The sequence below is a fragment of the Piscinibacter sp. genome (genome assembly GCF_047600445.1).
In the GTDB taxonomy this organism is placed as follows: domain Bacteria; phylum Pseudomonadota; class Gammaproteobacteria; order Burkholderiales; family Burkholderiaceae_C; genus Piscinibacter.
The window spans coordinates 1,258,864-1,276,115 of sequence record NZ_JASGKT010000002.1 but is presented as its reverse complement, the minus strand read 5'-3'; the positions used below and the strand labels follow the sequence as shown (position 1 = coordinate 1,276,115).

Below are 17,252 nucleotides of genomic sequence, written 5' to 3'. Positions count from 1 at the left end.
CTCGTCAGGCCCACTGTCGGGGCATCCCGCGATGCTAGGCGCTGCCCCGTGCACCAGTCTTGAACACAGCGGCCGCGGCCGTATCCGGACAAACCCCGGCACCGCGCCAGGCGCGCTCGGCGCCGCCGTCGGCGCGCAGGTCGACGCGCTGCCGGTCGACCAGGTACGAAGGCAGCAGCCCGAACATCGAGCGGAAGGTGCGGCTCATGTGCGCGAGGTCGGCGAAGCCGGCCTCGGCGGCCACTTCGGTCAGGTGCTGCGAGTGCGCCATGCCCACCGAGCCGCGGCGCAATTTGGCCCACAGCGCGTAGGTGCGGATCGACACGCCGCACTGCTCGTGGAACAGGTGGCGCAGCCGCGTGCCCGACAGGCGCACCTCGCGCGCCAGGTCATCGAGCGGCGCCGCCGCGCCGCCTCGCAGCCGGCCGGCCACGTGGACGACGCGCGCGTCGGGCGCCACCGCGCGCGCATCGGCCAGGCCGCACAGCGCGTGCACCAGACGCCGCGCGCCGGCCGGCATGGCCTCGGCCGGCAGCTCGCCGCTCATCGCGCCTTCGATCGGCTCGAGCAGCGCGCCCAGCCCGCGCAGCCCGAGCGGCCGGATCGCGGCGCGGCCGTGCACGTGCAGCAGTCCGAGCTGCTCGGGCGAGCCGGGGTCGAAGTTCAGCGACACCAGGCCGCCGCAGTCCTCGGCGTACAGGCCGCGGCTGACGTGCGGCGGGATGAAGGCCGCGGCGCAGCGCACCCGCTCGCCGCCGGCCGCCTGCAGCTCGAACGACCGGCCGCTGGCCGAGATCAGCAGCGTCGCCGCGGCACGCGAGGTCTGGCCGGAACGCAGCGCCTCGGTGGTGAAGAGGAACTGCGACGCGCCGAGGTAGAGGTGCGATCGGGGGCGGGACGACTCGGGCACCGGCATCTCCCGCTTGTAGCCGAGCCGCCGCGGGGCGGCAATCGGGGCAATCGGCGCAGGGGCCGGTCAGCGCACCGCGACGTCCTCGTCGGGGACGTCGGGTTCGAAGCGCTCGTCCGGCAGGCGGCTGCGGCGCCGCAGCACGACGAACAGCACCGCCACGCCGCCGAGCAGCAGCACGGCCGGGCCGAACCACAGCAGCGTCGTGGTCGATTTGACGGGCGGGCGGTAGAGCACGAAGTCGCCGTAGCGCTGCGTCATGTAGGCCAGGATCTCGGCCTCGCTCTTGCCCTGCTTCAGCATCTCGCGCACCTGGTTGCGCAGGTCTTGCGCGAGGTCGGCGTGCGAGTCGGCGATGGTCTGGTTCTGGCACACCAGGCAGCGCAGCTCGGCGGCGATGCGCATCACCCTGGCCTCCAGCACCGGATCGTCGGAAGCCGGCGCGGCCTCCTTGGCCGTTGCCGCCAGCGGCAGCAAAAGGGCCAGCGCCAGCAGCGCGCGGCGCAGCAGGGTCGTGACGCTAGCCATTCAGTTCCTTCAGCAGAGGCACGATCTTCTTCTCGATCGCGTCGGGCGTCAGCGGGCCGATCTGCTTGAAGCGGATCGTGCCCTGCTTGTCGATGACGAAGGTCTCGGGCACGCCGTAGACGCCGTAGTCGATGCCGACGCGACCGTCGGCGTCCACCAGCGAGGCCTCGTAGGGGTTGCCCAGTTGCTTCAGGAAGGACTGCGCGGCCGGGCGTGTGTCCTTGTAGTTCAGGCCGTAGATCGGCACCAGCTTGCGGCGCGCCAGACCGACCACCAGCGGATGCTCCTCGCGGCAGGGCGCGCACCACGAGGCCCAGACATTGAGCACCCAGACCTTGCCGAGCAGTTCGTCGCGCTTGATCGTCTGCTCGGGCGCATCGAGCAGCGCCAGCTCGAAGCCCGGCGCCGGCTTGCCGATCAGCGGCGACGGCACCTCGCGCGGGTTGAGCTTGAGCCCGGCGGCGAGGAAACCCGCCAGCACCAGGAACAGCGCCAGCGGAATCAGGAACTTGAGGACTCTCATCAGGCGCGCGCCCCCAGCGCCGCGGCCACCGGCTGTTCGCTGCGCACCTTGGCGCGGTAGCGGCGGTCGCTGGCGGCGAGCGCGCCGCCCAGCGCCATCAGCAGGCAGCCGCCCCAGATCCAGTCGACGAAGGGCTTGACGTACACGCGCACGATCCACGCGCCGCTCGCGCCTTCCACCGGCTCGCCGAGCGAGACGTACAGGTCGCGCGTGAAGCCGGTGTCGATGGCGGCTTCGGTCATCGGGTTCTGCTGCACGCGGTAGACGCGCTTCTCGGGGTTCATCTCGCGCAGCACCCGGCCGTCGCGGCTGACCTCGATGCTGCCGCGCCCGGCCACGTAGTTGGGGCCCTGCACCTCGCTGACGCCGCGGAAGGTGAAGGTGTAGCCGTTGACCGTGGTGCTCTCGCCCGGGGCCATCTTCACGTCGCGCTCGACCTCGTGGCCGCGCACCATGGTCACGCCGATGATGAAGGCCGCGATGCCCAGGTGCGCCACCATCATGCCGGCCATCGCACGCGGGATCAGCCGCAGCCGCGCGACGAGGCTGCCGCCGCGCACGCGCTCGGCCAGGTCGGTCAGCGTGCTCGCGACGATCCAGAACGCCAGCGCCAGGCCGAGTGTCGACAGCAATCCGATCTCGCCGCCCGCCCACTCGACCACGATGGCCGCGGCCACCGACACCAGCAACGCCCAGCGCAGCCGCGTCCACAGGTCGGGCAGTTCGGCCTGCTTCCAGCGCGCCAGCGGGCCCACGCCCATCAGGAACACCAGCGGCGCCATCAGCGGCACGAACACGGTGTCGAAGTACGGCGGGCCGACCGAGATCTTGCCCAGGCCCAGCGCATCCAGCAGCAGCGGGTACAGCGTGCCCAGCAGCACCGCGCCGGTGGCGGCCACCAGCAGCACGTTGTTGAGCAGCAGCATGGTCTCGCGCGACAGCAGCGCGAAGCGCGCGCCCAGGCCCACGCTCGGCGCGCGCCAGGCGTACAGCGCCAGCGAGGCGCCGATCACCACCACCAGGAAGGCGAGGATGAACAGGCCGCGCGTCGGGTCGGTGGCGAAGGCGTGCACCGAACTGAGCACGCCCGAGCGGACCAGGAAGGTGCCCATCAGCGACAGCGAGAAGGCCAGGATCGCCAGCAGCACCGTCCAGCTCTTGAAGCTGCCGCGCTTCTCGGTGACGGCCAGCGAATGGATCAGCGCCGTGCCCACCAGCCAGGGCATGAAGGAGGCGTTCTCGACCGGATCCCAGAACCACCAGCCGCCCCAGCCCAGCTCGTAGTAGGCCCACCAGCTCCCCAGCGCGATGCCGATGGTCAGGAAGATCCAGGCCAGCGTGGTCCACGGGCGCGTCCAGCGCGCCCAGGTGGTGTCGAGGTTGCCGCCGATCAGCGCCGCCACCGCGAAGGCGAAGGCCACCGAGAAGCCGACGTAGCCCATGTAGAGCATCGGCGGGTGGAACACCATGCCCGGGTCCTGCAGCAGCGGGTTCAGGTCGCGGCCGTCGAGCGCGCCCGGCACCAGGCGCTCGAAGGGGTTGGAGGTGAACAGCGTGAAGGCCAGGAAGCCGACCGCCACCAGCCCCATCACCGAGAGGATGCGCGCCAGCACCGGCAGCGGCAGGTGCCGGCTGAAGCGCGCCACCGCGAGCTGCCAGGCGCACAGCATCATCATCCACAGCAGCAGCGAGCCCTCGTGGCCGCCCCACACCGCGGCGATGCGGTAGGGCAGCGGCAGCGCGCTGTTGGAGTTGGTCGCCACGTAGCCCACCGAGAAGTCGTTGGCGACGAAGGCCCAGGTCAGGCTCAGGTAGCCGGTGCCGATCAGCGCGAACTGCGCGACCGTCAGCGGGCGCGCCAGCGCCATCCAGTCGGCGCGGCCCTTCTGCGCGCCGGCCAGCGGCACGACGCCCAGCGCGAAGGCGACGCCCAGCGCGAGCCACAGCGCGAGGTGGCCGATCTCGGGAATCATCGTCCGGCCCCCTGCACCACCGACTTGCCGACCTGCTCGTTGACCTGCGCGCCGTGCTTGAGCGCCTCGGCGGCCTCGGGCGGCATGTAGTTCTCGTCGTGCTTGGCGAGCACCTCGCGGGCGACGAACACGCCACCCTGCAACTGGCCCTGCGCGACCACGCCCTTGCCCTCCTTGAACAGGTCGGGAAGGATGCCCTCGTAGACCACCGGCACGGTGCTGCCGGTGTCGGTGACGACGAAGCTGACCTTGACGCCGTCGCGCTTGACGCTGCCTTCCTGCACCAGCCCGCCGATGCGGAAGGTGCGGTTGGCCGGCGCCTCCTTGGCGGCGATCTGCGTCGGCGAATAGAAGAACACCAGGTTGCTCTGGAACGCGTTGAGCACCAGCGCGGCGATCGCGCCGACCGCGACGACGACGCCCCCGGCGATGGCCAGGCGCTTGTGGCGGGGTTTCATCTCAGACCTCCCGCCGGGCCGTCCCAAGGGAGGGCTGCGCCCCCTCGGGGGGCAGCGAACGAAGTGAGCTTGGGGGTTGTCATCATTACTCCTCGTTCAGATGAGCCGCGGCGCGGCGCGCCTGCGCATGGCGGTGGCGAGCCAGCAGCGGCTCGACGATCATCAACACGACGCACGCGATGTACGAGCCCCACACGTAGAGCCCGTAGCCGCCCATCGCGAAGAACTCGCCGGCGCTGCCCCAGTTCATGCCGCCGCCCCTTGCTTGCGAACCATCTCCGACACCCATTCCGTGTGCTGCTCGCGCTCGACCACGATGGCGCGCGCGCGCATGAACACCACCGCGAAGGCGTAGGCCCAGAACGCGAAGGTCATCAGCAGCATCGCGGTCAGCATGGTGTGCGCCATCTTCGGCGCGGCGGTCATGCTGATCGTCGCGCCCTGGTGCAGCGTGTTCCACCACTTCACCGAGAAATAGATGATGGGCACGTTGACCGCGCCGACCACCGCCAGCAGCGCCCCGGCTTGGTCGGCGCGACGGGTGTCGTCGATCGCGTTGACCAGCGCCAGGAACCCCAGATACAGGAACAGCAGGATGAGTTCCGAGGTCAGCCGCGCGTCCCACACCCACCAGGCGCCCCAGGTCGGCTTGCCCCAGAAGGCGCCGGTCCACAGCGCCAGGAAGGTGAACATCGCGCCGGTGGGCGCGATCGCGCGCGCCACCATTGAGGCCAGCCGCGCGTTGAAGGCCCAGCCGATGGCGGCCCAGAAGGCCATCGCCAGGTACAGCAGCATCGACATCCAGGCCGCCGGCACGTGGATGAAGATCACGCGGTACGACTCGCCCTGCGTCGCGTCGGTCGGCGCGACGAAGAAGCCGATGTACAGGCCGGCGACGCTCAGCGCGATCGTCGCGATCCACAGCCAGGGCAGCAGCCTGCCGGTCAGCCAGTAGAAGCGCGGCGGTGACGAGAAGGTGAAGAGGGTCAGGCGCCCTGGCATCGGGGTGTCACTCCGTGGCGATGCGCAGCGCCGCGCCGGTGGCCCAGGGGGCGAGCAGCCCCGAGCCGATCAGCAGCGCGCCGAGCAGGGAAAAGTGGCCGCGCGTCGAGATGCCGGCCTCGGCGGCCGACACCGCACCGGCGCCGAAGATCAGCGCCGGGATGCACAGCGGCAGGATCAGCAGGATCAGCAGCACCGCGCCGCTGCGCAGCCCCAGCGTCAGCGCCGCGCCCAGGCCGCCGAGCAGGCTGAGGATGGGCGTGCCCAGCAGCAGCGACAGCGCCAGCGTCAGGTTGGCGGTGGCCGAGAGGTCGAACAGCAGGCCGAACAGCGGCGCGGCCAGCACCAGCGGCGCGCCGGTGACGATCCAGTGCGCCAGCGCCTTGGCCGCGGCGATCATCCAGCGCGACTCGCCCGACAGCAGCATCTGCTCGAGCGAGCCGTCGGCATGGTCGACAGCGTAGAGCTGCGTCAGCGACAGCATCGCCGCGAGCAGCGCGCACACCCACACCACGCCGGGGGCGATCTGGCGCAGCGTCTGCGGCTCCGGGCCGACGCCCAGCGGGAACAGGCTCACCGCGACCAGGAAGAAGGCGATCGGCAGCAGCGCCTCGACACGGCGCCGCGCCGCCAGCCGCAAGTCCCGCGCGACGATGGTGGCGAACACAGAGCTCATTGCACACGGTAGCCATCGAGTTGCAGCACGGTCGGCGCCGGGTCGGCGAGCGTCAGCTCGATGTGGCTGGTCAGCACCGCCGCGCCGCCGCGCTTGGCGTGGGCCGACAAGGCGGCGTCGAGCATCGCCGTGCCCTCGGCGTCGAGCGCGTCGTAGGGTTCGTCGAGGATCCACACCGGCGCGGCCGCGTCGAGCTGCAGCCGCGCCAGCGCGACGCGGCGGCGCTGGCCCTGCGACAGCGTGCGCACCGCGGCGTGGCGGCGGCCGTGCAGGCCGACACGCCGCAGCGCCTCGCCGCAGCCCGGCGCGTCGCCGGGGTGGCCGTGCAGCCGGGCGATGAATTGCAGCGATTCGAGCACCGAGAGATCGTCCTTCAGCGCATTGGCATGCGCCAGGTAGCACAGCGAGCGGCACCAGCCGGCGCCGGCATCGCCCAGCGGCACGCCGCCCCAGGTGATCTGCCCTTCGGCCGGCGTCGACAGCCCGGCGAGCAGGCGCAGCAGGCTGGTCTTGCCGCTGCCGTTGGGGCCGCGCAGCCAGACGATGGCGCCCGGCGGCAGCTCGAAATCGAGCCCGCGAAACAGCAGCCTGTCGCCGCGGCGACAGGCAAGACGGCTGGCCGCGAGCGCGGGACGGGACGAATGCACGGAAAACGGGCTGAAATCGGGTTCAGGGTCGAACCATACCGTAAACCACCGCCTCGGCCTTTGCGAATCCTTAAGCGCCGGCAGCCGCCGCCGATATCGCCGCAAGCACCCGGCTCGGGTGCGCCGTGCGAGGTTGTCACTTCATGATTGCGTTCAAGCTGCTGTTCGGCCCCGGCATCCGGTTGATGCGCCAGTGGCGCATCGCCACCAAGATGTCCGTGATGGGCTTGTTCCTGCTCGTGCCGCTGGTGCTGCTGCTGGCGGGCTCCTACCGCGGCGCGCAGGCCGAGCGCGGCCGGATCGGCGCCGAGCTGGAAGGCGTGCGGCTGGCGCGCCCGCTGGGCGAGCTGATCGGCCGGCTGCAGACGCAGCGCGACCTGACGCAGCGCGCGCTGTCCGGCGACGGCACCGCCGCCGCGACCCGCGACGGCCAGCGCGCCGCGCTGGTCGAGGCGCTGCGCGCGCTGGACGCCGGCGTGGCCGCGACGGGCAGCTTCGATGCCGCCTCGCCGTGGCGCGAGCGCCGCGGGGCCGTGCTCGCGCTCGCCGAGGGCCGCCATGCCACGCAGCGCCGCGAGGCCTTCGCCGAGCACGGCGCCGCCATCGAGAGCCTGCGCGGCATGCTGATGCTGGTGGGCGAGCGCTCCGGCCTGGTGCTCGACCCCGAGGCGCACGCCTTCTTCCTGCGCGACATCGCGCTGGAGCGCGTGGTGCCGCTGGCCGAGACCATCGGCCTGACACGCGGCCAGGGCGCCGCCATCCTCCTGCGCGGCGACGCCAGCAACACCGAGCGCGTGCAGATCCTCGGCCGCATGGACGTGCTGGCGACCCAGGTCGGCGACCTGCGCCAGCGCTTCGCCGCGCTGGAGCGCGCCGGCACGCCGCCGCCGGCGCGCTGGCAGGACGCGCTGGCGCAGATGGACGACTTCGGCCGGCAGGTGCGCGGCGTGATCGAGGCCGACGTGATCGACGCCGACGCGGCCGGCTTCTTCGAGCGCGCCAGCCAGGCGCTGGGCGAGCTGCAGCGCCTGGACCGCGAGGTGATCGCCGCGCTGGAAGCCAGCCTGGCGCGGCGCAGCGCCGCCGCCACGCGCGCGATGGCGCTCGAACTGGGCGCCGCGCTCGCCGGCCTGCTGCTGACGGCCTACCTCGCGCTGTCGTTCCACCTGAGCTTCGTCGGCGCCTTCAAGGCCTTGAGCACCGGCGTGCGCCGGGTCGCCGAGGGCAACCTGGAGCACCGCGTCGACATCCGCGGCCGCGACGAGCTGGCCGAGGTCGGTGGCATGCTCGAGGCGATGAACGCCCGGCTCTCGGCGATGGTGGCCGAGATCCGCAGCAGCGCGGTGCGCGTCGGCAACGCCGGCCAGCAGGTGGCCGGCGGCGGCCAGGCGCTATCGCAGCGCACCGACGAGCAGGCGGCCAGCCTGCGCCAGACGGTGGCGACGGTCGGCCAGCTCAGCGCCGCGGTGGCTTCCAACGCCGAGGCCGCGAAGGAACTGGACGGCGTGGCCGGCCGCCTGCGCGTGCAGGCCGAGGCCGGCGGCGAGGCGATGCGCGCCAGCGTCGGCTCGATGGCGGCGCTGGAGAACAGCTCCAAGCGCGTCGGCGAGATCATCGGCGTGATCGACGGCATCTCGTTCCAGACCAACATCCTGGCGCTCAACGCGGCGGTCGAGGCGGCGCGCGCCGGCGAGGCCGGGCGCGGCTTCGCGGTGGTGGCCGCCGAGGTGCGCAGCCTGGCGCAGCGCAGCAGCGCCGCGGCCGGCGAGATCCGCAAGCTGATCCGCGAATCGACGCAGCAGGTCGGCGCCTCGGTGGCGCGCATCGAGAACGTCAGCGCGACGCTGGACGCCGTGGTCGGCGGCGTGCAGGACGTCTCCGACCGGCTGCGAGGCATCGCCGCGGCCAGCGCGCAGCAGAGCCAGGGGCTGCGCGAGATGAGCCAGAGCGTCGGCAACCTCGACGAGATCACGCGCCAGAACGCCGCGCTGGTCGACGAATCGACCGCCGCCGCGCAGGAGCTGGTGCAGCGCGCGCAACTGCTGAGCAGCGCGGTGGGCTCGATCCGGCTGCGCCAGGGCAGCGCCGACGAGGCGCGCGACCTGGTCGAGCGCGCCGTCGCGCTGGTGCAGCGCGAGGGTTGGGACGAGGCCAGCCGGCTGATGCGCGAGCGCGACCAGGGCTTCGTCGACCGCGACCTGTACGTCTTCGCGGTCGACCGCAACGGCAGCTACCGGCTGCACGCCGCCAAGCCGGCCACCGAGGGCAAGCGCGTGCACGACATCCCCGGCATCGACGGCGACCGCTTCGTCGCCGACGCCTGGGCACGCACCGAGCGCGGCGCGGGCTGGATCGAGTACGACATCCTCAACCCCGAGACCGGCAAGGTGCAGCCCAAGGCCTCGTACGTGCGCCGCCTCGACGACCGGCTGGTGCTGGGCTGCGGCGTCTACCGCGTGGCCGAGCCGGCCGCGGCGGCGACGGCGCCGGCCGCGCGCACCGCGCCGGCGCAGCCCGCGGTGCTCGCCACGCGCCTGGCCGCGGCCTGAGGGCCGGCCGCCCGCGTGGAACGGTTGATGCATGGCCCCCGCATCCACGGATGCGGAGGACCGCCATGCTCGACATCACCACCACCACGTTCTCGCACGTCAGGCCGGGCGACACCGCCTGGCGCAGCGACGGGCTGCGCGACTTCTTCCTCTACAAGGACCTGGGCGTCGAAAGCGCCACGAAGGGGCGCGTGATCGCCCAGCTCGTCAAGGCCAACATGGCGCCCGAGAAGGGCACCGGCTGGCACCGCCACGAGGCGGACTTCCACATCGTGCTGATGCTCAAGGGTTGGGCGAAGTTCATGTACGAAGACCAGGAGACGCTGGTCAGCGCGGGCGATTGTGTGCACCAGCGCCCCGGCATCGTGCATTACCTGTTCGACTACTCGCCCGACATGGAGTATCTCGAGGTCGTCGGCCCCGCCGACTTCAAGACCATCGACATGCCGGCGCCGGCCGAGGTGCCGGAGCCGTCGAAGTGGGAATGAGCGCCCTGCCCGCCTAGAACTCCATGTCGAGTTCCTCGATCTCCTCGGGCTCGCGGCGCGCCGCCGCGACCCACTCCTGCATCTCCGGCATCGCCATGATGGTGCGGCAGTAGGCGGCGCAGGGCGCGGGCAGCGCGACGTCGTAGCTCAGGAAGCGCGCGACCACCGGCGCGAACATCGCGTCGGCCATCGTGCGCTGCCTGCCGAACAGGTAGGGCCCGCCGTAGGCGGACAGGCACTCGCTCCAGATCTCGACGATGCGCTCGATGTCGGGCAGCGCGCCGGCCCACACCTTGTAGCCGGGATGCCTGGCCTTCAGGTTCATCGGCAGCGACGAGCGCAGGTTGGCGAAGCCGGAGTTCATCTCGCCGCTGATCGAGCGGCAATGCGCGCGCGCGATGCGCTCGGCCGGCACCAGCCCGGCGTCGGGAAAGACCTCGGCCAGGTATTGCGCGATGCCCATCGTGTTCCACACCCTGGCGCCGTCGTGCGTCAGGCAGGGCACGCGGATCGACGGCGCGAGCAGCAGCAGTTCCTTGCGCGCATCGGCGTCGTCGGGCGAGACCATCACCTCGTCGAAGTCCAGCCCGGCGAAGCGGCACAGCAGCCAGCCGCGCAGCGACCACGACGAGTAGTTCTTGCTCGACAGCGTCAGCGTCGGGCGCGCCGCGGCGCGCCGGGCGGCCGGCTTGGCGGCGGGCTTCTTGCGGGCGGGGGCGGCAACGGGCATGGTGTCTCCTCTTTCGGGCCTGCCCCGGGTCGAGCAAGCCACATGCCACCGGCCTTGGCGCGCAAGTTGCTCGCTGCCCGTCATCACAGAGAGCACCCGGAGACCGCCCTTGATGTACCACGCCTACCAGGCCCAGGCCGACGTGATGTGGCCGCTGCGCTCGATGATGAAAGCGGCGATCCCGATGCTGCTGGACGAGCGCCTCGGCGCCCAGGCGCCGCAGCGCCGGCTCGCCGCCGCCTGCGAGGTGATGCGCCTGGCCGAAGTGACGCACCGCCGGCCCGACTGGGGCATCCGCGGCGTGCACGCGCAGGGGCGCGACTGGGAGGTGACCGAGAGCGAGGTGCACCACGCCGCCTTCGGCACGCTGCGCCGCTTCGCCAAGGCGGGCGCGCCGGCGCAGCCGCGCGTGCTGATCGTCGCGCCGATGTCGGGCCACTTCGCGACGCTGCTGCGCGACACCGTGCGCACCGTGCTGCAGGACCACGAGGTCTACGTCACCGACTGGCTCAACGCGCGCGACGTGCCGCTCGCGCAGGGCCGCTTCGGCCTCGACGAGTACATCGCCCACGTGATGGAGTTCCTCGCCGCGATGGGCCCGGGCGCGCACCTGATGGCGATCTGCCAGCCCTGCGTGGCGGCGCTGGCCGCCACCGCGCTGATGGCCGAGGACGAGCACCCCGCCACGCCCGCCAGCCTGACGCTGATGGCCGGCCCGATCGACTGCCGCGTCGAGCCCACCGAGGTGAACAAGCTCGCGACCACGCGGCCGATCGAATGGTTCGAGCAGAACCTGATCAGCCGCGTGCCCTGGCACTTCGCCGGGCGCGGGCGGCGCGTCTACCCGGGTTTCGTGCAGCTCACCGCCTTCATGAGCATGAACAAGGAGCGCCACCTCGGCGCCTTCCGCGACTACTACGTCGCGCTGGTCGAGCAGGAGCACGAGAAGGCCGCCGCGACGCGCAGCTTCTACGAGGAATACATGGCGGTGGCCGACCTGCCGGCCGAGTTCTACCTCGAGACCGTCGAGCGCGTATTCCAGACCTACGACCTGCCGCGCGGCGAGCTGCGCTTCCGCGGCCGGCGCGTCGATCCGTCGGCGATCCGCCGCACCGCGCTGGTCACCGTCGAGGGCGAGCGCGACGACATCTGCGCGGTCGGCCAGACCGTCGCCGCGCAGGAGCTGTGCAGCCGGCTGCGGCCGTACATGCGCACGCACTACGTGCAGGCCGGCGTCGGCCACTACGGCGTGTTCAGCGGGCGGCGCTGGCAGAACCAGATCTATCCGCTGGTTCGCGACGTGGTTCACGTGTCGGGCTGAGCCGCCCGCCGGCGAGGAAGCTCCACAGCACCGGCACCACCACCAGCGTCAGCAGCGTCGAGGTGATCACGCCGCCGATGATGGCGCGGCCCATCGGCGCCTGCAGCTCGCCGCCCTCGTTGAAGGCCAGCGCCAGCGGCAGCATGCCGAACACCATCGCCGCGGTGGTCATGATGATCGGCCGCATGCGCACCTGGCCGGCGCGCAGCAGCGCCTCGGGCACGCTGGCGCCGGCGGCCAGCGCGCGGTTGGCGAAATCGACCAGCAGGATCGCGTTCTTGGTCACCAGGCCCATCAGCATCACCAGGCCGATCATCGAGAACATGTTCAGCGTGCTGCGCCAGGCCAGCAGCGCCAGCATCACGCCGATCAGCGACAGCGGCAGCGAGGCCATGATCGCGACGGGCTGCACGAAGCTGCCGAACTGGCTGGCCAGCACGATGTAGATGAAGATCACCGCCAGCAGCATCGCGCCGAGGATCGCGCCGAAGGCCTCTTCCTGGTCCTTGGTGGCGCCGCCGATGTCGAAGCGCAGCCCGGCGGGCAGCGCGGTGGCCTCGACGAGCTTGCGCACGTCCTCGCCCACGTCGCCGGCCGGGCGGCCCTGCACGCCGGCGAAGATGGCTTCGCGGCGCTGCAGGTCCTGCCGGCGTATCACCTCGGGGTTGGTCACCGGTGCTATGGTCGCCACCGCGGCCAGCGCGATCGGCGTGCCGTCCTTCGCGAAGGCCACCGGCAGCTCGCCCATCTGCGCCACGCGCCGGCGCTGCGCCTCGGGCAGGCGCAGCAGCACCTCGACCTGCTCGCCGTCGGGCGTGGTCCAGTAGGTGCCGACCTCGCCGTTGACGTAGGCGCGCAGGCTGGCGGCGAGCTGCGGCGCGGTCAGGCCCAGCTCGCGCACCGCGCCGGGCTTCAGCCGCACCGCATACGCCGGCGTGCCCGGCTTGACCGACAGCTCGACGTCGGCGATGCCGGGGATCTTCCTGATCTTCTCGGCCAGGGCGCTGGCCGCGGCGGCCAGCGCCTGCGCATCGTTGCCGAGCACGGCCACGTAGATCGGCCGGTCGAAGCCGACCGAGACCTCGATGCCGGGAATCTTCGCGATCTCGGCGCGTATCGCCTCTTCGACCTGCTTCTGCGAGCGCGAGCGCCGCGCGCGCTCGACCAGCCCGATGTTGAGCACCGCCTGGTTGCGCCCGACCTGCAGGCCGGTGCCCTCGCCGCCGACGTTGGTGGAGAGCGTGGCGACTTCCGGCAGCGCCGCGACGATGGCCTCCACCTGGCGCACCTTGTCGTCGCTGCGCGCCAGGCTCGCGCCCACCGGCATGCGGATCGCGAGCTGCGTGAAGCCCTGGTCGGCCTGCGGCACGAACTCGCTGCCGACCACCGGCACCAGCGCCAGCGCGCCGACGAAGCTCGCCGCGCCGGCCGCCAGCACGATCGCGCGGTTGCGCAGCGGCCGCTCGAACACCCAGTGGATCAGGCGCTCGTAGGCGGCATGCAGCGCGTCCATGCCGCGGTCCACCGCGCGGATCAGCGCGGCCAGGCCGGGGATGCGCTTCGCGCCGGGCGTGCCGCTCGGATCGGGCCAGCGGCTGGACAGCATCGGGTCGAGCGTGAAGCTGACGAACAGCGACACCAGCACCGCCACCGCCACCGTGATGCCGAAAGGATGGAAGAACTTGCCGACGATGCCGCCCATGAAGGCCACCGGCACGAACACCGCGCAGATCGCGAAGGTGGTGGCCATCACCGCCAGGCCGATCTCCTCGGTGCCCTCGCGCGCGGCGCTGAGGTGGTCCTTCCCCAGGTGCACGTGGCGCACGATGTTCTCGCGCACCACGATGGCGTCGTCGATCAGCAGCCCGATGCACAGCGACAGCGCCATCATCGTCATGAAGTTCAGCGTGAAGCCGAAGGCGTGCACGGCGATGAAGCTGGCGATCACCGAGATCGGCAGCGTCAGCCCGGTGATCACCGTGCTGCGCCACGAATGCAGGAACAGGAACACGATGGCCACCGTCAGCAGCGCGCCTTCGACCAGCGTGTGCTGCAGGCCTTGCAGCGAGCCCTTGACGAAGTCGCTGCTGGCGTAGACCAGGCGCAGCTCCACGTCGGCCGGCAGCGTCTTGCGCAGTTCCTCGATCGCGGCCTTGATCGCCTCGCCGCTGGCCACGGTGTTGGCGTCCTGCTGCTTGAAGACGTTGAAGTTGACGGCGCGCTGCCCGTTGACGCGCGCGATCGACTCCGGCTCGCGCTCGCGCTCGACCACGCGGCCGAGGTCGCCCAGCCGCAGCGGCAGGCCGCCGCGCTGCGCCACCACCAGGTCGGCGAACCGGCGCGGGTCGTCCAGCCGCCCCTCGACGCGCAGGATGGCGTCCTGAGTCGCGTCGGACAGCAGCCCCACCGGCTGGTCGGCATGCGCCTCGCGCAGCCCCGCCGCCACCTGCGCCGGCGTGATCGCGTAGGCGCGCAGCCGCCCGGCGTCGAGGTCGATGCGCAGCTCGCGGCGCGACAGGCCGTTGACCTCGACGCTGGCCACGCCCTCGGCGCGCTGCAGGCGCCGCGCCACCGTCTGGTCGGCCAGGATGGACAGCTCGCGCGGGCTGCGCGTGGCCGACATCAGCGCGGCCACCACCACCGGCTGGCTGTTGTCGTTGTTGAAGCGCGCCACCGTCGGCGGCTTGGCGTCGCGCGGGAACACGCCCTGCACGACGGCGATGCGGTCGCGCACGTCCTGCATCGCGCGCGCCATGTCGGCGTCGAGCGTGAACTCGACGCTGGTCTGGCTGCGTCCCTCGAAGCTGCGCGAGGTGATGCGCTTGACGCCGGCGATGGCGTTCAGGCCCTCCTCCACCGGCTTGGTCAGCTCGCGCTCGACCGCCTCGGGCGAGGCGCCCGGGTAGGCCACGTCGACGAAAGCCACCGGCGGCTGCACGTCGGGCAGTTGCTCGATGCCCAGCCGCAAGTAGGAGAACAGCCCGAGCACGCACAGCGCCACCATCATCATGGTGGCGAACACCGGGTTCGCGATCGAGACGCGCGTGATCCACATGGGCTCAGCGCAGCGGCGCGCCGGACGCGGCCGACGCGACGGCCGCGGCGGGCGCCACCACCTTGGCGGCGCGGCCTTCGCGCAGGCCATCGAAGCGCAGCGCCAGCACCTGCGCGTCGGGCGCCAGGCCGCCGAGCACCTCGACGCGCGCCTGCGCCTCGTCGCGCCGGCCCAGCGTGACCGAGCGCAGCGCCAGCACGCCGCCCTCGATGGTCCACACCTGTGCCTGCCCGGGCGAGCCGGCCAGCGCGGCCAGCGGCACGGTCAGGCGCGGCGTCGCGTCGGGCAGCGTCAGCCGCGCGACGGCGAACTGGCCGGCGCGCAGCTTCTCGTCGCGGTTCGGCACGCGCACGGTGACGCCGATCGCGCGGGTGCCCGGTTCGGCGGCCGGGGCGATGCGGTCGATGCGGCCCTCGACGTCCGCGTCCACGCCCTCGACGCGCACGCGCACCGCCTGGCCCGGCGCGAGCAGCGCCACCTCGTGCGTACCGACGCTGCCGGCCAGTTCCAGCTCGGCCAGGTCTACCAGCGTCAGCACCGGCTGCTCCAGCGCCAGCTTCTCGCCCGGCAGCGCGTGGCGCTTGGCGACCAGGCCGCCGATCGGCGCCAGCAGCGTGCCGTCGCGCCGCGCCAGCCGCGCGGTGCCGAGCTGGGCCTGCGCCGCGTCCAGACCGGCGCGCGCCGCGTCCAGCGCCGAGCGCGAGGCGTCCAGCGCGTTGGGCGAGATGAACTGCTGGTCGGCCAGGCGCTGGTTCGACGAATGCACGCGCTCGGCCTGCGCGAGCTGGGCGCGCGCCGATTCGACCGTCGCGGCGCGCTCGGCGACGCGGCTGTCGATGTCGGCGAGGTCGATGCGGCCGAGCACCTGCCCGGCCTTGACGCGGCTGCCCTCGGCCACCGCCAGTTCGATCAGCGTGCCGGCGGTCTTGGCGCGCAGCACCGCGCTGCGCGGCGCCACCAGCGCGCCGGAGAACTCCAGCGTCAGCGGCAGGCCGGTCGCGAGCGGCCGCACCACCTCGCGCGGGCCGAACTCGAGGGCCGGCTCGGGCGGCGCGTGCCCGGCGGCGTCCGCCCCCTTCATCCGGGCGGCACCGAAGGCCGCCGCCACGGCCAGCACCACCACGGCACCTGCCAGCCACCACGCTCGTCGCATCCGTCGTCTCCTGCCAGGGCCTGCTTTCGTGAAGCGGGCGCCAGTGTAGGAGCGGATGGCGCTTTCACCACTCCCTATGCGACAGCCCGCGCCACGCGGCCGACGGGCTGCGCCGGCGCGCGACGAAGCGCGCCTCAGTCGATGCGGCCGGGAATGGGCGCCAGCGCCGGGCGCACGTCGCCGCACTGGGCGCGCTGGCGCAGCGCATGGTCCATCAGCACCAGCGCCAGCATGGCCTCGGCGATCGGCGTGGCGCGGATGCCCACGCAGGGATCGTGGCGGCCGAAGGTCTCGACGCTGGCGGGCTGGCCGGCCAGGTCGATCGAGCGCTTCGGGCTGCGGATCGAGCTGGTCGGCTTGATCGCGATGGCGACGCTGATGTCCTGCCCGGTGGAGATGCCGCCGAGCACGCCGCCGGCGTTGTTGCTCGCGAAGCCCTGCGGCGTCAGTTCGTCGCCGTGCTGGCTGCCGCGCTGCGCGACGCTGGCGAAGCCCGCGCCAATCTCCACGCCCTTGACCGCGTTGATGCCCATCATCGCCCAGGCGATGTCGGCGTCGAGCTTGTCGAACAGCGGCTCGCCCAGGCCCACCGGCACGCCGCGCGCCACCACGGCGATGCGCGCGCCGCAACTGTCGCCGGCCTTGCGCAGTTCGTCCATGTAGGCCTCGAGGCGCGCGATGTCGCTCGCGTTGGCCGCGAAAAAGGGGTTGTCCGGGATGTGCTGCTCGCCCTCGAACGGGATCTCGATCTCGCCGAGCTGCGTCATCCAGCCGGAAAAGCGCGTGCCGTGTTTTTCCGCCAGCCACTTCTTCGCCACCGCGCCGGCGCCGACCATCGGCGCGGTCAGGCGCGCCGACGAGCGGCCGCCGCCGCGCGGATCGCGCAGGCCGTACTTCTGGAAGTAGCTGTAGTCGGCGTGGCCGGGGCGGAAGGTCTGCAGGATGTTGCCGTAGTCCTTGCTGCGCTGGTCGGTGTTGCGGATCAGCAGGCAGATCGGCGTGCCGGTGGTGCGGCCCTCGTAGACGCCGGAGAGGATCTCCACCGCGTCGGGCTCGTTGCGCTGGGTGACGTGGCGGCTGGTGCCGGGGCGGCGGCGGTCCAGCTCGGGCTGGATGTCGGCTTCGCACAGCGCCATTCCGGGCGGGCAGCCGTCGATCACGCAGCCGATCGCCGGGCCGTGCGATTCGCCGAAATTGGTGACGCGGAAGAGTTCGCCGAAGGTGCTGCCTGCCATCCGG

General features: G+C 72.3%; 16 protein-coding genes. 3 read left to right on the top strand and 13 right to left on the bottom strand.

Translation table 11 applies throughout. The features are described 5' to 3' along the window. Positions 1-34 precede the first annotated feature (34 nt). The 9 genes from QM792_RS10160 to ccmA all read right to left on the bottom strand — a co-directional run bounded on the left by QM792_RS10160 (position 35) and on the right by ccmA (position 6,717). Positions 35-910: a helix-turn-helix transcriptional regulator gene (locus QM792_RS10160; protein WP_415149676.1), complete on the bottom strand. Its 876-nt coding sequence runs from the start codon at positions 908-910 to the stop codon at positions 35-37. 66 nt (positions 911-976) lie between these two features. After that, positions 977-1,438, bottom strand: a complete 462-nt coding sequence (locus tag QM792_RS10155; RefSeq protein ID WP_415149674.1) for a cytochrome c-type biogenesis protein CcmH — start codon at positions 1,436-1,438, stop codon at positions 977-979. After that, positions 1,431-1,961 (bottom strand): DsbE family thiol:disulfide interchange protein, encoded by a 531-nt coding sequence (locus tag QM792_RS10150; protein WP_415149672.1) that lies wholly within the window; start codon positions 1,959-1,961, stop codon positions 1,431-1,433. The genes QM792_RS10155 and QM792_RS10150 overlap by 8 nt, the downstream gene beginning before the upstream one ends. Next, complete coding sequence (locus QM792_RS10145; protein WP_415149671.1) at positions 1,961-3,934, bottom strand: heme lyase CcmF/NrfE family subunit; 1,974 nt, start codon at positions 3,932-3,934, stop codon at positions 1,961-1,963. Before QM792_RS10145 ends, QM792_RS10150 begins: the two co-directional genes overlap by 1 nt. After that, positions 3,931-4,392: a cytochrome c maturation protein CcmE gene (gene ccmE / locus QM792_RS10140; RefSeq protein WP_415149669.1), complete on the bottom strand. Its 462-nt coding sequence runs from the start codon at positions 4,390-4,392 to the stop codon at positions 3,931-3,933. The genes QM792_RS10145 and ccmE overlap by 4 nt, the downstream gene beginning before the upstream one ends. 85 nt (positions 4,393-4,477) lie before the next feature. Then, on the bottom strand, positions 4,478-4,642 hold the full coding sequence (ccmD, locus tag QM792_RS10135; protein ID WP_415149667.1) for a heme exporter protein CcmD: 165 nt from the start codon (positions 4,640-4,642) through the stop codon (positions 4,478-4,480). After that, positions 4,639-5,394: a heme ABC transporter permease CcmC gene (gene ccmC / locus QM792_RS10130; protein ID WP_415149665.1), complete on the bottom strand. Its 756-nt coding sequence runs from the start codon at positions 5,392-5,394 to the stop codon at positions 4,639-4,641. Before ccmC ends, ccmD begins: the two co-directional genes overlap by 4 nt. A gap of 7 nt (positions 5,395-5,401) precedes the next feature. Further along, positions 5,402-6,070, bottom strand: coding sequence for a heme exporter protein CcmB (gene ccmB / locus QM792_RS10125; protein WP_415149663.1), 669 nt, complete (start codon positions 6,068-6,070; stop codon positions 5,402-5,404). Next, entirely contained in the window at positions 6,067-6,717 is a 651-nt protein-coding gene (gene ccmA, locus QM792_RS10120) for a cytochrome c biogenesis heme-transporting ATPase CcmA (protein ID WP_415149662.1), read from the bottom strand. The genes ccmB and ccmA overlap by 4 nt, the downstream gene beginning before the upstream one ends. Positions 6,718-6,860: 143 nt before the next feature. On the opposite strand from ccmA, the gene QM792_RS10115 reads away from it, so the two are divergent. Further along, positions 6,861-9,266, top strand: a complete 2,406-nt coding sequence (locus tag QM792_RS10115) for a methyl-accepting chemotaxis protein (protein ID WP_415149661.1) — start codon at positions 6,861-6,863, stop codon at positions 9,264-9,266. 65 nt (positions 9,267-9,331) lie between these two features. After that, positions 9,332-9,754, top strand: a complete 423-nt coding sequence (locus QM792_RS10110) for a cupin domain-containing protein (RefSeq protein ID WP_415149660.1) — start codon at positions 9,332-9,334, stop codon at positions 9,752-9,754. Between the two features lie 13 nt (positions 9,755-9,767). Here the strand turns inward: QM792_RS10110 and QM792_RS10105 are convergent, their stop codons facing one another. After that, on the bottom strand, positions 9,768-10,484 hold the full coding sequence (locus QM792_RS10105; RefSeq protein WP_415149659.1) for a glutathione S-transferase family protein: 717 nt from the start codon (positions 10,482-10,484) through the stop codon (positions 9,768-9,770). 109 nt (positions 10,485-10,593) lie between these two features. Between QM792_RS10105 and QM792_RS10100 the strand changes: the two genes are divergently transcribed. Continuing rightward, complete coding sequence (locus QM792_RS10100; RefSeq protein ID WP_415149657.1) at positions 10,594-11,805, top strand: polyhydroxyalkanoate depolymerase; 1,212 nt, start codon at positions 10,594-10,596, stop codon at positions 11,803-11,805. Here QM792_RS10100 and QM792_RS10095 read toward each other — a convergent pair. The 3 genes from QM792_RS10095 to aroC form a co-directional block, all read right to left on the bottom strand. Continuing rightward, positions 11,738-14,860 carry an efflux RND transporter permease subunit gene (locus tag QM792_RS10095; RefSeq protein ID WP_415149655.1) on the bottom strand — a complete coding sequence of 1,041 codons (3,123 nt, stop codon included), beginning with the start codon at positions 14,858-14,860 and terminating at the stop codon, positions 11,738-11,740. The genes QM792_RS10100 and QM792_RS10095 overlap by 68 nt on opposite strands. A 4-nt stretch (positions 14,861-14,864) precedes the next feature. Further along, positions 14,865-16,013, bottom strand: coding sequence for an efflux RND transporter periplasmic adaptor subunit (locus QM792_RS10090; protein ID WP_415149654.1), 1,149 nt, complete (start codon positions 16,011-16,013; stop codon positions 14,865-14,867). Between the two features lie 134 nt (positions 16,014-16,147). Then, a complete protein-coding gene (gene aroC / locus QM792_RS10085) occupies positions 16,148-17,248 on the bottom strand; it encodes a chorismate synthase (protein WP_415149652.1) in 1,101 nt (366 codons plus the stop codon). Positions 17,249-17,252: the final 4 nt, after the last annotated feature.